The sequence below is a fragment of the Streptosporangium sp. NPDC051023 genome, assembly GCF_040689595.1.
Classification (GTDB): Bacteria; Actinomycetota; Actinomycetes; order Streptosporangiales; family Streptosporangiaceae; genus Streptosporangium.
Genome location: NZ_JBFBCE010000105.1, coordinates 20,158 through 32,291 on the forward strand (window position 1 = coordinate 20,158; position 12,134 = coordinate 32,291).

The following is a 12,134-nucleotide window of genomic DNA, read 5'->3' on the forward strand; positions in this document are numbered from 1 at the left end:
CTGGAAGGACTATGAGATGGCGAACTACGTGCTGGTTCCCGGCTTCTGGCTCGGCGCCTGGGCTTGGGACCAGGTGGCGCAGAAGCTGCGCGCCGCCGGACACCAGGTGCGGGCGGTCACTCTGACGGGGCTGGCGGAGAGGGCCGGGGAGCTGTCGCCGGAGGTCGGCGTGGAGACCCATGTCGCCGACATCCTCGCGGCGATGGACGGATTGGAGGAGGTTGTCCTGGTCGGGCACAGCGGGGCGAATGTCCCGGTGACCGCGGTCGCCGACCGGCATCCCGAGCGGCTCAGCCGGATCGTCTACGTCGACACCGCGCCGCTGCCGTCCGGTGTGGCGGTGATCGACTTCAATGACGAGGACACCCAGAAGGCCTGGCGCGCTCAGGTCGGGGACGGTTGTGCGCTCGACATGCCCTTCTTCGAGCAGGGGGAGGGGCAGTTCGCGGGACTGACCGAGGAGCATTGGGCGCAGATTCGCACGAAGGCGACGCCACAGCCGTGGGGCGCGGTCATCCAGTCGATTCAGCGGCCACAGCAGATCCCGGCGACACCGAAGACCATGGTCGCCTCGACGATGCCGGTGGCGGTGATCCGCGAGCTGATCGCTTCGGGGAACCCGGCGTTCGCCCCGCTCGGCACACCCGAATGGACCTTTGCCGAGCTGCCGACCGGCCACTGGCCGATGTTCTCGCGACCGGCGGATCTCGCCGCGTTGCTCTGACGACCCGTTGCCGAGCGCCAGATCCACGCTGACCGGATACGCCGCAGCCAGTGTGAGCGCTTTGTCTTGGACGTGATCGTCGCTCCTTGATGGAAACACGTGATGATGTCGAGCCTGAGATACCAAAGTCATCAGGGTGATCCAGCGGGGAATCGTGAGCGCTTTCGATCGCAGGGAATTACTGGACTGGCTGGCCGAGGGCGCCTTCGGCACGGTGGCGGCGTCCGCTGGCCGGGCAGCCTTCCCGCCGCTGCACGTGGTGCACGGGGTTACCGGGATTCATGAGATGGCAGGCACGCCGGAAGCTCACGGCGTACGGCGGCGGATCGAGCGCGGCCTGCTGCTCGATCCGCGCATGGTGCGCTCCCCGAGGGGGCGGCGAGCTCGGCCAGGAGCAACTCCTGGACGGGGTGAGCGGGGGCGTCCACCCGGCGTAGGCGGCGATCTACTGCGGGCCCAGATCGGCCGCCGCGTGCAAAACAGTCGCCCGTATCCTCTGTGACGCCGCTACGGCGTGAAAATGGGTGACTTTCCCGTCGTACTTCGCGACTCCACAGTTGCTTCGTGATTGTCACGCTCCTTCCGGAAACACCCCGTCAGTAAGCAAACTCTTCACGCAAGAACGTCAGAGCTTGTTCGCAATGTGCGACGACGGTGCTGCGCTGGCCGGACTGAATCCAGGCGACAACCGCCACGCGGATCGTCCCGGTGACGGCGTGGGTGATGACACGCGCGCGGAGCTCGGCCTCGGGAGTCCGAGGCGCTCCGGTCAGCAGGACTTCGACAACGTGCTCCTGGTCGCGCCACACCAACTGGTGCATACGAGCTTGAAGTGCCGGTGTGGCGTCGAGCAGGTGATATGCGCCGCGTGCGCGTTCGGGGCGGCGGGCAGCCAGTGCAGTGATCATCGACCGCGCCACGAGGTCCACGTCTGTTTCGTGAGGGCGGCGCTCGGCGAGGGCCGCCCGCATCGCGGTCTCCACCTCAGGGTCGACCACGAGAACGTCTTCTTTGGCGGGAAAGTAGCGGTAGAAGGTCCGCGGCGATACGTCGGCCGCCGCTGCGATCTCCTCCACCGATACGGCGTCGTACCCCTTCTCCTCGAACAGCTGCAGGGCCGCGTCGATGATCGCGTTTTGAGTACGCCGTTTTCGGCGCTCTCGCAGGTTGGACTCGGCATCACGGGCTGTCACGGTCGAGACCATAGCGCAGCCCGACAGATCTGCCAAATGGCAGGGTTGCCATAATGGCACATCTGTCACTAATGTCTGCATGCGGCGATCGCCCGCACACGACCAAGCAGGAGGAAGACAGCTATGAGCCTCGAAGACGTCATAAATCACTACTGGGAGGCATACAACAGCCACGATGTGGATGCCGTTCTCGCGTTCATGTCGGACGACGTGATCATCCAGTTCCCCACTACCCCAGAGCCGATCCAGGGCAAGGAGAATATCCGGCCAGTGTGGTCGATGCTCTTCGGCAAGGTCACCCCTGACATCCACGATGAGGTGGTCAGGACCATGGTCGAGGGCGAAACGGTCGCATGCGAGTTCGTCGAGACCGGCACCCTCACTGTCCCGCCGGCGTTGGCCGGCGCCCCTGTCACCGGCCCAACGCGTGGTCGACCGTACAGGCTGGACATGGCCGCGTTCTTCTCCTTCAACCGTGAAGGCCTGATCACGCGGGTGCGCTCATATTGGGACACCGGGGCATTCGCCGAGCAGATCGGCATCGACGTCGCCGTTATTCGCTCCATGCAGTCTCGCGCTCGAACGCTTGCGTGAGAGGCGGAGGCCAGGTCTCCGGAGCGAACCGGAACGCCGCCGCTGGGAATCATCCGTGGACCATTGCACACACCTGGTGCTGTGACCGGAAATGATCGCCGGGTTGGCGCATAGGACGCCAGTGCCAGTGGCTCCGCGCCCGGCAAGGCTCAGGTGAGCCGGTACCCCACGCCGGGTGTCGTCGTGATGACCGGTGGTTCGCCGAGCTTGCGGCGTAGCCGCCCGATCGTCACGGTGACCGTGTTGGTGAACGGGTCCGCGTTCTCGTCCCAGACCCGCTCCAGCAGGGCCTCCGCGCTGAGGAAGCCGGGACTCGCCCGCATCAGCGCCTGCAGCAGGGCGAATTCCTTGACGGAGAGGTTCAGCTGACGGCCGTCGCGCACCACGGTCCGGCGTACCGGGTCCAGCTCGATCCCGGCGGCGCGTAAGGTCCGCGGGTGCGCGTTCGGCCGGCGGCGGGCCAGGGCTTGGATACGCAGGACCAGCTCAGGGAAGTGGAACGGCTTGGCGAGATAGTCGTCCGCTCCGAGGGTCAGGCCGCTGACGCGGTCGTCGGGTGTCCCGGCCGCGGTCAGCATCAGCACCATCGGGCGGTCCGGCCGTTCGGTGATCATCTGGCACAGCGTGTCGCCGTGCAGGCCGGGCAGATCGCGGTCCAGGACCACCACGTCGTACGACGTGAGGTCGAGCTTGGCGGCGGCGGACAGCCCGTCGTGCGTGAGGTCGACGGCCATCCCCTGATCGCGCAGGCCCTCGGCGACGACCTCGGCGAGCGGCCGCGCGTCTTCGACGACCAGGATTCTCATGCCCGCGCCTCAGCCGGGACCGGGACGGACGGCAGCGTGATCGAGACCCGCAGGCCGCCCTGCGCCCTGGCGAGCAGTTCGAGCCGCCCGCCGTGAGCCGCCGCGATCGCCGCCACGATGGACAGCCCGAGGCCGGAGCCGTTCTCCGACCCGATGCGATCCGCGCCGAGCCGTTCGAAGGGCCGCGCGAGCCGGTCCACGTCCCGCTGGTCGAGGACGCGTCCGCCGGTCCGCACGACGAGCCGGACCTCGGTGTCCTCCAGGGAGGTCTCGACCTGGATCCAGCCGTCCTCCTCGTTGTGCGCCACGGCGTTGTCGACCACGTTCTCCACCATCCGGGAAAGCAGGGCGGCGTCGCCCCGGGCGCGCACGCCTGCCCGCAGGTCCTCGGTCACGCTCAGCCGCTTCGCCGCGATCTCGGTGCCGTGGCCGGTCAACGCCCGCGCGACCAGGTCGTCCACATCGACGTCGGCGGCGTCGGCCGGCACACCGTGCTGTGCCCGGGCCAGCGTGAGGAAGCCGTCGAGCAGCTCGTCCACCCGGTCCAGCTGCGTACGCAGCCGGTCGCCGAGAGCGAGCGTCTGCCGGGTCACGCCGGGCTTGGCCACCGCGACGTCCACCGACGCCCGCATGGTCGCCAACGGGGTCCGCAGCTCGTGCGAGGCGTTGGCGACGAACCGGCGCTGGGCGGCGAACGACGTCTCCAGCCGCCCCAGCAGGCCATCGATGGTGTCGGCCAGATCCTTGACCTCGTCCGCCGGGCCGCTGACGCCCAGCCGCCGGTCCAGGCTGTCGGCGGAGATGCGCCGGGTCGCCGCGGTGATCGTCCGCAGCGGGCGCAGCACCCGACGGGCGAGCACCCGGCCGACCAGCACGGAGACGACCGCCATTACCGCCAGCGCGAGCAGGGAGCCGATCAGCAGCTGCCGGGAGTGCAGGGCGTTCACCTCGGTCAGCTGCTCCTGCAGGTGGCGAATGCGCTGGGACGCCTCGGCCACGCTGTCGCCGGTCGGCGCCTGCCGGTCGGCGGGGACGCTGACTCTCGCCTCACTGGCGAGCAGGAAGGTGAGAGCCAGCAGCCCGACCCCGGACAGGAGGAACACTCCGGCGTACAAGATCGTGAATCGGAGTCCCACGGTTCCGTTGCGCAGCCCGAACATGCCCTCAGCATGCCCGGCCGGACCTAACAACGGGGTGACAGGCCCGGTTCGGGTCGTGTTAGGCCCGCGCCCGTAGAACGGCGGCATGCTCACCCGAGAACTCCTCCACCGGGAATGGACGGCCTTCCGCCGCCCCGGCCGGTTGATCGCCCTGACGACGGCGGTCCTCACCGTGATCGCCGCCGGCCTCCTCTACGCCTTCGGCAATCAGGTGTCCTGCGACGGGCCCTGCCCGAGGGACCCGACCGCGGCGGACGGCTCGATCGTCGGCGACCAGTTCTGGTTGCTGCACCGTGAGCTTGGCCGGGAAGGCGCCATCACCGTACGGATGACCTCGATGACCGGCACGATCACCTACCCCCCGCCCGACCACGACCAGATCGTCTCCGGCCTGGTGCCCTGGGCGAAGGCCGGGGTCATCATCAAGGACGGTGTCCGGCAGGGCTCCTCCTACGCGGCGCTCATGATGACCGGCGGCCACGGCGTGCGAATGCAGCACGACTACCGGCACGACATCGCGGGAAGCGCGGGCGGCCTCTCCCCGCGATCCCCGCGCTGGCTGCGCCTGGCACGGTCCGGCGAAACCATCACCGGTTCCGAGTCGGCCGACGGCCTGCGCTGGCACACCGTCGGGACGGTGAAACTGACCGGTCTGCCAGAGACCGTGCAGGTCGGGCTGTTCGCCACGTCTCCCGGCGACCTCACGCTACGGAGGGTCGGGCTCGGCGGAGCGGTCGAGGAGAGCCGCTTCACGCAGGCCACAGGCGTCTTCGACCATGTCACCGTGGAGGGCGCGTCCGCCGCCGCGTGGCGCAGCGAGGCCGTCGGCGAGATGAACCACACCGACTGGGAGAAGTACCACAACGCCTCCGGCGCGGTCGAGAAGAACGGTGTCATCACCGTGAGCGGGAGCGGCGACATCGGCCCGAGCGGAAGCGAGGTCGCGATCACCGTCGAGAAGACGTTGCCCGGCCTGGTGATCATGCTGATCATCGTCGTCGTCCTGGCCGCCCGATTCGGCGCCAGGGCGCACCCGCCGGTGTCCCGCCAGGCTCTGACCGCCCGCGCCGTGGTGGTCGGCACCGCGACCTTCGTGACCGGGCTCGCCGCCGTCGGCGTGGTCCTGCCGGTCGGCGTCGCGATCCTGAGCGGTAACGGCGTCCCCGTGCAGCCGGTCTCCCCGCTGACCGGTGTCCGGGTCGTCGTCGGGATCGCGGCGGTGCTCGCGCTCTGCGCCGTCCTGTCGTACGGGCTCGGCGCCCTGCTGCGGCGCGGCTGGGCGGCGGTCCTCCTCGCCCTGACGCTCGTCGCCGTGCCCTACGCGGTGACCGCCTTCCCGCTCCTGCCCGACGCCGTGTCGCAGTGGCTGCTGCGGCTCACCCCGGCCGCGGGCTTCGCCGTCCAGCAGACGGCGGTCGAGTATCCACAGGTGGTCGCCCATTACGCGCCGTCCACCGGATACTTCCCGCTCCCCGGCTGGGCAGGCTTCGCCGTACTGTGCGCGTACACACTGACGGTCGTGTGGCAGGCCGCGAAGCGCCTTTGACGGGCCGGAGCAGGGCGGCTCCATATGGGCGGACGCGGCCGGTCCGCGAGCAGGGGCCGTACGGCATCGCTGCAGCGGCTGAAGATGAAGGGGCCGATGTCGGCCAGCTGCGCCGGGTGGGCCGCTTCCAGCCCACCCGTGGTGCACGCGCTTCGCTGAGGCTCCGGTGCCCACCCAATGAAGGATGCGACCTGGCGCCGAGACGGGGCGACAGGCTCAGATCAGATTCGTGCCGTCGTGAACCCGTACGAACGGGCCGTCCGCGCGAAGCGCGTCGAGCACCCGGATCCCTCGCGCCTCCGGCATCCGGTCGCGTACCTCGCCGATCGTCAGCCAGGCGGATTCCGCTGCCTCGTCGCTGGGACCCGGATCACCGCCGATCACATGGCAGCGGAACACCAGCGACACGACCCCCAGGACCATGTTCTTGTAGACACCGGTCAGGATTTCCGGCTTGACCAGCACACCGGTCTCCTCCAGCACCTCTCGCACCACGGCCTCCTCAGGAGTCTCGTCGAGCTCGACGATCCCTCCCGGAGGCACCCAACGTCCGTCGTCCCGTCGCTTGATCGCGAGCGCTCTGCCGTCCTCGTTGAACACCGCCGCCGTCACACTCACGGAGTGACGCGGAAAGTGCGGCATCAGGGGCCTCCTAGGAAGCGGTCCACTCGTAGGACAGGCGCCATTGCTGGCTTGGGAGGACGTTGGTGACAGTCTCGGCTGCCACATTGTTCGCTGCGTAGGCGATGCGAACGACTTCAAGAACGTGTTGTGCGTCCGTAAGGCGGAGGAACTCGGCTTCCTCCTCTGTCGGGTGGCGGGCCTCGATCTCTTCGACGAAGCGTTCGATCGGATACCCGCGGTCGCCAAGACGCCGGTAGAGGCCGCTCGGTCCAGTATCGGGAAGAGCGATCTCTTCACCTCCCGCGATCTCCAAAGGAATATAGGAGATGGCCAGTTGGACGGGACGTTCGCCTACGAACATGTGACGCCTGCGCCTCACGACCGGATCGTTTTCCGCTAGCCCAAGCCTTTCCGCAACCATCGCCGGGGCCGGGACGATATCCAATCCAACCAGCGGAGCGTGCGGTTTGAGCCCGACCTTCTGCACCTCCTCGGCGAAGCTGCTTCCCGATCCGTCGCTTCGTGGGATGCGTCGCACCCGTTTGACGGTGGGAATCTCTTGTACGAAAGCTCCGACTCCGTGCTCGACTCGCACGAGACCTTCGGCGCGGAGGAGAGCGATGGCTCGGTTGATCGAGGTTTGATTCAGCCCGTACTTGCGAGCGAGTTCGGGCTGGCTCGGCAGCAGAGTGCCTGCGGGATATTTTCCCAGCCTGATCTCTTTGCGAAGCTCATCTGCCACCTGACGGTAGCGGGCTCGCGGGGTCTCCACGATCACATCATGGCCTCTGCCTCGACTTATGACTTCTCCCCTACCCTACTTGTCCTGCTTGGGTGGCCTTCTCCGATGGGCTTGAGAGAACCCTCTAGCTTCTTATGACATATGTGTTAAGCTCTGGCCGTCGAGTTGAGCTGAGTGGAGTGTCGAAGGCTTCGTCGACAGGACGCCCAGGTCTTCTCTGAGAACTGAGCTCGTGTGCCACTTCGTGGCGGACCCGCCCAGCGCTTGCACCGTCTGGACGGGTCCTTGATCAGGAATGAGGTCCTGACCTAGTGAGAGATTCTAAAGCTGGCCCTCCGGAACCGGTGCCTCCCGGCTGGCGAGTGATCGTCAGTGATCAGGGAAGGCTATGGGCCTCGCGGGCGGCGCCCTTCACCGACGACCAGATCCAGGCCGGGGCCGAGCGCACCGTGGACGCCGACACCCTCGACGAGTTGCTCGCCGAGGTGGCCCGGCAGGAGGAGGCGGCGAGGCGGGTCGTCGGGCGGGTGGCCTCGTGATCGGGCAGCCGCGAAACCCCGGGCGGCACCGCGCCGGACAGGAACGCATCCCGGTCTACCAGCGCCTCTGGGACGGCCCCGCGCGTGCCGAGGCCGAACGCCTGGAACGTTCCCATCCCGGTTGGGCTGTGCTGTACGGCGTGGGCAGCAGGCACTTCTACGCCTTCGCCGCCTGGCCCGCTCCCGAACCCCTGATTCTCCGCGACTCCACCCCCGAGGGACTGGAGAAGCGGATGTGTGAGGAACAGGCCGTCCATGCCTCCGCCGACCTGTTCCCCGCAGTCCTGGATCGTCAGAGACAGGCCGTCGTGCCCGCTCCGCGCGAGCCGGTCACCCTCTGACGATCCCCAAGCCGGTACGGCGGCGCCCTTCCCCGGCGTGCGTCGCCGTACCACCCAACGTGCGGCCCGGGAGGAGGGGTCTGGGCCGCACACCGATCAGACGAAAACCCGGAGAACGCCCGGCCGGATTGAGCGCGGGACGTCTGCGCGGCCGCATCCCGTGAGGGCGCGGGGTCACGCGGTGACCGGCGCGGGGCGTGCCGTCGCGGGCGTTCGCACGCCGACCACGAGCAGATACCCGACCATCCAGAGTTCGGCCACGGCGGCCGGCATGGTGAGGATCGTGGAGAGGGTCTCCCCGAGGCTTGGCAGGAGGAATCTCGTCAGGGTGTCGATCAGGTAGCCGAAGCACGCGACCATCAGCACGACGCCCAGGGCACGGGGGAACATGCCCGAGGTGTAGGCGAGGTACCCCATCGGCAGCAGCCACAGGCCGAACATGATCCCGCCGATCACGTACCCGTACCAGTGCATGTCCACCAGGAGCAGGACCAGGGCGTCAGACCCGGCGGTGGCGTAGGAGGGGTCGGTGGCGACCAGCAGCGCGGCGAAGTGGAAGATCAGGTTGACCAGGATCATCCCCGTGCCGATGGCCATGAAGACCACCATCGCGGCTGCGGCGTCCTTGTTGACGTGCTTGAAGAGCCGGTAGAGCGTCATCGCCACGAGGACGGAACAGGTGGCGGTGACCAGGTCGGCCACGAAGCCGAGCCGGAAGAGAGACGCGTGCGCCACGATGTTTCCGGCGGTGGCGGCGGCGTCGCCCGGCACGCGGATGGTGGCGCGGACATACATCTGGGCGAAGCCTCCGCAGAGGGCGACGATGAGGTAGAGGATTCCGGCAAGTCTGGCCACGCGCTTGGGTGAACCCATGGTCTCTCCCTGATTTCGGGCGTGCTGTGGAAGGCCGCGGGGGAATGTCTCCTCCCGGCCCTGGGGTCGTCGGCGTGGGGTCAGTGCTCGGTGTCGGGATACCGGAAGACGTCGTGGAGCTGTGTCCTGAACACGCGGGCGATCTGGAAGGCCATCTCGGCGAGGGGGACGCCCCATGCGCGTCCGAGAACGACGGCGACGTACGCGCCAGAGGTGCCGAGGATCACCGGAAGGTGGACCCGCATGCCCTTTTCCTCGTACGACATGTCGCCTCCATGTAAAAAATAGCCGACATGAAGGAAGGTAAAACAGGGCAGACATCATGTCAAGATTTCTATACTTCACCTGGTGTGTGCGGTCGCGCTGATCGTCCTCAGACGCGCCCACCGGGCGGGATCCGGGGTCTGAGAACTCCGTGGTGCTCGGCCCGGGCAGCCCCTGTGTCGCCCGGGCCGAGCACCACGGAGCGTCAGTCGGTGATGACCTTGTCGCGCGGGCCCCCGTAGACGGGGTTCCTGTCGTAGCGCCTGTCGGTGACCAGCAGGCGGACCGTGTCCGAGGCGACCTCCTCCGCCTCCCAGACGATCCAGTCCTTGCCGACGGGGGTGCTCTGCCTTTCCGGGTCCGTGCCGAAGCCACCCGGGTTCCCGGGGGCGACGGTCATGATCAGGTAGGTGATCTTCAGGCCGCGCCTTGCGATCTCCGGCAGCACCTCGCCCACGGTCTTCTCGTCCACCCGGTACCCGGCGAGCAGGCCTCCCTTGACGGTGGCCGTCTGCTGTCCGTCCTCGTCATAGTGCTCTCCGGGTTTGGCCTGGCGTCCCAGCCGGAGATATGCCTTTCCGGTGAGGTCGGCCGGAATGCGGAGGACCAGATAGCAGTCCTTCCGCCCCGCCCTGCACGACTTTCCCGCGCCATCCTCCATGCCGGAGGCGGAGGTCCAGCTCTTCCCGGAGGCGCGGGTGCCGCCCTCGACGCCCGTCACCTCCTGGCCCACCTTGCTCGGTGCCACGGGGACGACGCGCACGTCCACGTCCAGGCCGAGCGCCTGGAACCCCTCGTGGTACCTCTCGTGGTCGGCGTAGGGGTCCTTGATCCGGGCGACGTACTCGTCGCCCACACGCTGGATGTCGATCTCCAGGCTGGCGTAGGAGGTGGCCATGCCGGGCCCGCCCCCCAGCAGGCTCGGGCCCACCACGACGCCGATGGCGAGTGTGGCCGTTGCGGCCACGCCCAGCAGGAGACGCCGGAGACCGCGGGGACGGGCAGGGCGCGGCGCGGCGGCGGCGGGGTCCTCGGCCGTGATCAGGGTCAGCAGCGCCTGTGCCTCCGCGTCGGACGGATGGCCTCCCGGCTGCCCGGGCTCGACCCGGGCCAGAGTCCTTGTCATCGCGTCGATCTCGTCGGGGGCGTTCACAGTGTTTCCTCCACTGGTGCGGGCCGCTTTCTCGGCATCGAATGGACTCCTGCCTCGGTCAGCGCGCGGGAGAAGCGTTTGCGGGCGCGGTGGAGCCTGACCCGTACGAGGTTGCGGGACATGCCGAGCGCCGTGGCGATCTCCTGGTGGTCCAGGCCCTCCCAGGCGACCAGCGACAGCAGTTCACGGTCGTTGTCGGGCAGGGACCGGAAGGCCAGGGCGATCGCCTCCCGTTCGACCCCGCTTTCCGGGGAGTCCGTGTAGAGGTCGGCCATCCTCACATCGAGCTCGGCGCTGCGGGCCTTGCGGCGCCCCTCGAAGCGGTTGTGGTTGGCCAGCACGTTGCGTGCCACGCCGTAGAGCCACAGTGTGGCCTCTTCTCCCGGCGGCAACTCGTCCATCCGCCGCCAGGCGACGGTGAAGGTCTCCGCAACCACGTCCGCGGCGTCCTGTGGCGAGTCGCAGCGGCGTACGGCATATGCGGTGATCTGGCCATAGGTCTCCCGGTAGACGGCTTCGAATCTGGCCAGCCGTTCGTCATCCACGGGCGGTTCCCATGAGCGGCTCCTTGGGTCGGTGAAACGCGAACGTCCCTCCTATGTATGGAGCGGGCCCATCATTACGACCGGCCGCGAAAGGATTTCGACATTCCGGGGCACGCCCGAGGCCCGGTCTCCCGGAGGAGGGGGCGAGGGCCGGGGGAGGAGAGCCTAGGCTGCCGGGCATGACGCCCGGTCGGCTCGGTGAGGTCCTCGGTATGCCACCTGCTCCCCAGGGGACGTGGGAGGAGGAGGCGCTGTATGTCTCTCCGGCCGCGCTGCGCAGGCGGGAGGCGCCGGAGGAACTGGCGGCACGGGTACGTGTGCTGCCGGGGATCGCCGATGTGCGGGTACGGCCCAGCGGTTTCCTGGAGATCGTGGTGGCCGTCCCTGGGGAGCTGCTGACCGAGATCGGGGCCGCCTCCCCTCCCGTCCGGGGCGCCGAGGCCTTTCCTCCCGTCAGGGACACGAGGGCCGTGTCGCCGTGGCCTGACTCCCCCAGGACGTGGCAGAACCCGGGGTTCGTCGTCAGATACGCCTGCGTCAGGGCGGTCGCCGTACAGCGCTGGGCGGCCGAGCTGGGCGTCGGCGGGGAGTTCAGGCCGGAGCTGCTCGACGGGCGGCAGGACAGGGCGGTGCTCAGGGTGCTGGCCGAGCTGTACGGCAGGCGCGAGAGCCGCGACCCCGGCTGGGCCGCCTACGCCGAGCAGCTCGCCCTCGCCTACCACGATGCCTTCGAACGTGCCCCCGCGCTGCCCATGGGGGACGAGGAGCCGACGGCGCTGCACACCGCCCGGGTACGGCTGGCGCGGGCCGTACGGGACGTGCTCGCCGAGGCACTGTCGGCGATCGGCGAGACGGCGCCTGACAGATTGTGATAAATCCGGTAGCCCGGAAGATCGAAAACAAGTCAGGGGAGGGCGGGTGGACAACCCGCAGGACCGGACGAAGGGTGGATCGCCGCGGTTCGGTGCCGTTCGGCGGGCGATGGCGTATCTCTGTGCCTTCGTTCTCGTCGTTGGCGCGATCTACTTCG

16 protein-coding genes are annotated in these 12,134 nt (G+C 68.4%); 7 read left to right on the forward strand and 9 right to left on the reverse strand.

The features are described 5' to 3' along the window. Positions 1 to 16 precede the first annotated feature (16 nt). Together AB0395_RS41650 and AB0395_RS41655 are read left to right on the forward strand one after the other, a co-directional pair. Complete coding sequence (locus AB0395_RS41650; RefSeq protein WP_366291760.1) at positions 17 to 724, forward strand: alpha/beta hydrolase; 708 nt, start codon at positions 17 to 19, stop codon at positions 722 to 724. 281 nt (positions 725 to 1,005) lie between these two features. Then, complete coding sequence (locus AB0395_RS41655; protein WP_366291763.1) at positions 1,006 to 1,161, forward strand: hypothetical protein; 156 nt, start codon at positions 1,006 to 1,008, stop codon at positions 1,159 to 1,161. A 159-nt stretch (positions 1,162 to 1,320) separates the two neighbouring features. Here AB0395_RS41655 and AB0395_RS41660 read toward each other — a convergent pair whose 3' ends face one another. Next, the gene (locus tag AB0395_RS41660; protein WP_366291766.1) at positions 1,321 to 1,917 is read right to left on the reverse strand and encodes a TetR family transcriptional regulator; all 597 of its coding nucleotides are present in this window, start codon (positions 1,915 to 1,917) and stop codon (positions 1,321 to 1,323) included. Positions 1,918 to 2,040: 123 nt separating this feature from the next. Here AB0395_RS41660 and AB0395_RS41665 point away from each other — a divergent pair, with 123 nt between their 5' ends. Continuing rightward, entirely contained in the window at positions 2,041 to 2,511 is a 471-nt protein-coding gene (locus AB0395_RS41665) for a nuclear transport factor 2 family protein (protein ID WP_366291769.1), read from the forward strand. 149 nt (positions 2,512 to 2,660) lie between these two features. Here AB0395_RS41665 and AB0395_RS41670 read toward each other — a convergent pair whose 3' ends face one another. Further along, entirely contained in the window at positions 2,661 to 3,317 is a 657-nt protein-coding gene (locus AB0395_RS41670) for a response regulator transcription factor (protein WP_366291772.1), read from the reverse strand. Then, positions 3,314 to 4,477, reverse strand: coding sequence for an ATP-binding protein (locus AB0395_RS41675; protein WP_366291775.1), 1,164 nt, complete (start codon positions 4,475 to 4,477; stop codon positions 3,314 to 3,316). Before AB0395_RS41675 ends, AB0395_RS41670 begins: the two co-directional genes overlap by 4 nt. An 85-nt stretch (positions 4,478 to 4,562) precedes the next feature. Between AB0395_RS41675 and AB0395_RS41680 the strand changes: the two genes are divergently transcribed. Continuing rightward, a complete protein-coding gene (locus AB0395_RS41680) occupies positions 4,563 to 6,023 on the forward strand; it encodes a hypothetical protein (RefSeq protein ID WP_366291778.1) in 1,461 nt (486 codons plus the stop codon). A 216-nt stretch (positions 6,024 to 6,239) separates the two neighbouring features. Here the strand turns inward: AB0395_RS41680 and AB0395_RS41685 are convergent, their stop codons facing one another. Both AB0395_RS41685 and AB0395_RS41690 read right to left on the reverse strand, forming a co-directional pair. Continuing rightward, a complete protein-coding gene (locus AB0395_RS41685) occupies positions 6,240 to 6,665 on the reverse strand; it encodes an NUDIX domain-containing protein (RefSeq protein ID WP_366291781.1) in 426 nt (141 codons plus the stop codon). 10 nt (positions 6,666 to 6,675) lie between these two features. Beyond that, the gene (locus tag AB0395_RS41690; RefSeq protein WP_366291784.1) at positions 6,676 to 7,425 is read right to left on the reverse strand and encodes a GntR family transcriptional regulator; all 750 of its coding nucleotides are present in this window, start codon (positions 7,423 to 7,425) and stop codon (positions 6,676 to 6,678) included. Between the two features lie 326 nt (positions 7,426 to 7,751). Here AB0395_RS41690 and AB0395_RS41695 point away from each other — a divergent pair, with 326 nt between their 5' ends. Both AB0395_RS41695 and AB0395_RS41700 read left to right on the forward strand, forming a co-directional pair. Then, positions 7,752 to 7,928, forward strand: a complete 177-nt coding sequence (locus tag AB0395_RS41695; protein WP_366291787.1) for a hypothetical protein — start codon at positions 7,752 to 7,754, stop codon at positions 7,926 to 7,928. Further along, positions 7,925 to 8,269: a hypothetical protein gene (locus AB0395_RS41700; protein ID WP_366291790.1), complete on the forward strand. Its 345-nt coding sequence runs from the start codon at positions 7,925 to 7,927 to the stop codon at positions 8,267 to 8,269. Before AB0395_RS41695 ends, AB0395_RS41700 begins: the two co-directional genes overlap by 4 nt. A 174-nt stretch (positions 8,270 to 8,443) precedes the next feature. Here the strand turns inward: AB0395_RS41700 and AB0395_RS41705 are convergent, their stop codons facing one another. From AB0395_RS41705 to AB0395_RS41720, 4 genes are all read right to left on the reverse strand, one after another. After that, the gene (locus AB0395_RS41705; RefSeq protein ID WP_366291793.1) at positions 8,444 to 9,142 is read right to left on the reverse strand and encodes a DUF4386 domain-containing protein; all 699 of its coding nucleotides are present in this window, start codon (positions 9,140 to 9,142) and stop codon (positions 8,444 to 8,446) included. Positions 9,143 to 9,222: 80 nt separating this feature from the next. Continuing rightward, entirely contained in the window at positions 9,223 to 9,408 is a 186-nt protein-coding gene (locus tag AB0395_RS41710) for a hypothetical protein (RefSeq protein ID WP_366291796.1), read from the reverse strand. 203 nt (positions 9,409 to 9,611) lie between these two features. After that, positions 9,612 to 10,559 carry a hypothetical protein gene (locus AB0395_RS41715; protein ID WP_366291799.1) on the reverse strand — a complete coding sequence of 316 codons (948 nt, stop codon included), beginning with the start codon at positions 10,557 to 10,559 and terminating at the stop codon, positions 9,612 to 9,614. Beyond that, on the reverse strand, positions 10,556 to 11,104 hold the full coding sequence (locus tag AB0395_RS41720) for a sigma-70 family RNA polymerase sigma factor (protein ID WP_366291802.1): 549 nt from the start codon (positions 11,102 to 11,104) through the stop codon (positions 10,556 to 10,558). Before AB0395_RS41720 ends, AB0395_RS41715 begins: the two co-directional genes overlap by 4 nt. A gap of 179 nt (positions 11,105 to 11,283) precedes the next feature. Here AB0395_RS41720 and AB0395_RS41725 point away from each other — a divergent pair, with 179 nt between their 5' ends. Then, on the forward strand, positions 11,284 to 11,976 hold the full coding sequence (locus AB0395_RS41725) for a DALR anticodon-binding domain-containing protein (RefSeq protein WP_366291805.1): 693 nt from the start codon (positions 11,284 to 11,286) through the stop codon (positions 11,974 to 11,976). The last annotated feature ends 158 nt before the right edge of the window (positions 11,977 to 12,134 follow it).

Excerpts from the sequence above, each read along its gene's own strand:
- AB0395_RS41650 (WP_366291760.1), top strand. The coding sequence starts at position 17 with ATGGCGAACTACGTGCTGGTTCCCGGCTTCTGGCTCGGCGCCTGGGCT.
- AB0395_RS41655 (WP_366291763.1), top strand. The coding sequence starts at position 1,006 with ATGAGATGGCAGGCACGCCGGAAGCTCACGGCGTACGGCGGCGGATCG.
- AB0395_RS41665 (WP_366291769.1), top strand. The coding sequence starts at position 2,041 with ATGAGCCTCGAAGACGTCATAAATCACTACTGGGAGGCATACAACAGC.
- AB0395_RS41670 (WP_366291772.1), bottom strand. The coding sequence starts at position 3,317 with ATGAGAATCCTGGTCGTCGAAGACGCGCGGCCGCTCGCCGAGGTCGTC.
- AB0395_RS41675 (WP_366291775.1), bottom strand. The coding sequence starts at position 4,477 with ATGTTCGGGCTGCGCAACGGAACCGTGGGACTCCGATTCACGATCTTG.
- AB0395_RS41680 (WP_366291778.1), top strand. The coding sequence starts at position 4,563 with ATGCTCACCCGAGAACTCCTCCACCGGGAATGGACGGCCTTCCGCCGC.
- AB0395_RS41685 (WP_366291781.1), bottom strand. The coding sequence starts at position 6,665 with ATGCCGCACTTTCCGCGTCACTCCGTGAGTGTGACGGCGGCGGTGTTC.
- AB0395_RS41705 (WP_366291793.1), bottom strand. The coding sequence starts at position 9,142 with ATGGGTTCACCCAAGCGCGTGGCCAGACTTGCCGGAATCCTCTACCTC.
- AB0395_RS41710 (WP_366291796.1), bottom strand. The coding sequence starts at position 9,408 with ATGTCGTACGAGGAAAAGGGCATGCGGGTCCACCTTCCGGTGATCCTC.
- AB0395_RS41725 (WP_366291805.1), top strand. The coding sequence starts at position 11,284 with ATGACGCCCGGTCGGCTCGGTGAGGTCCTCGGTATGCCACCTGCTCCC.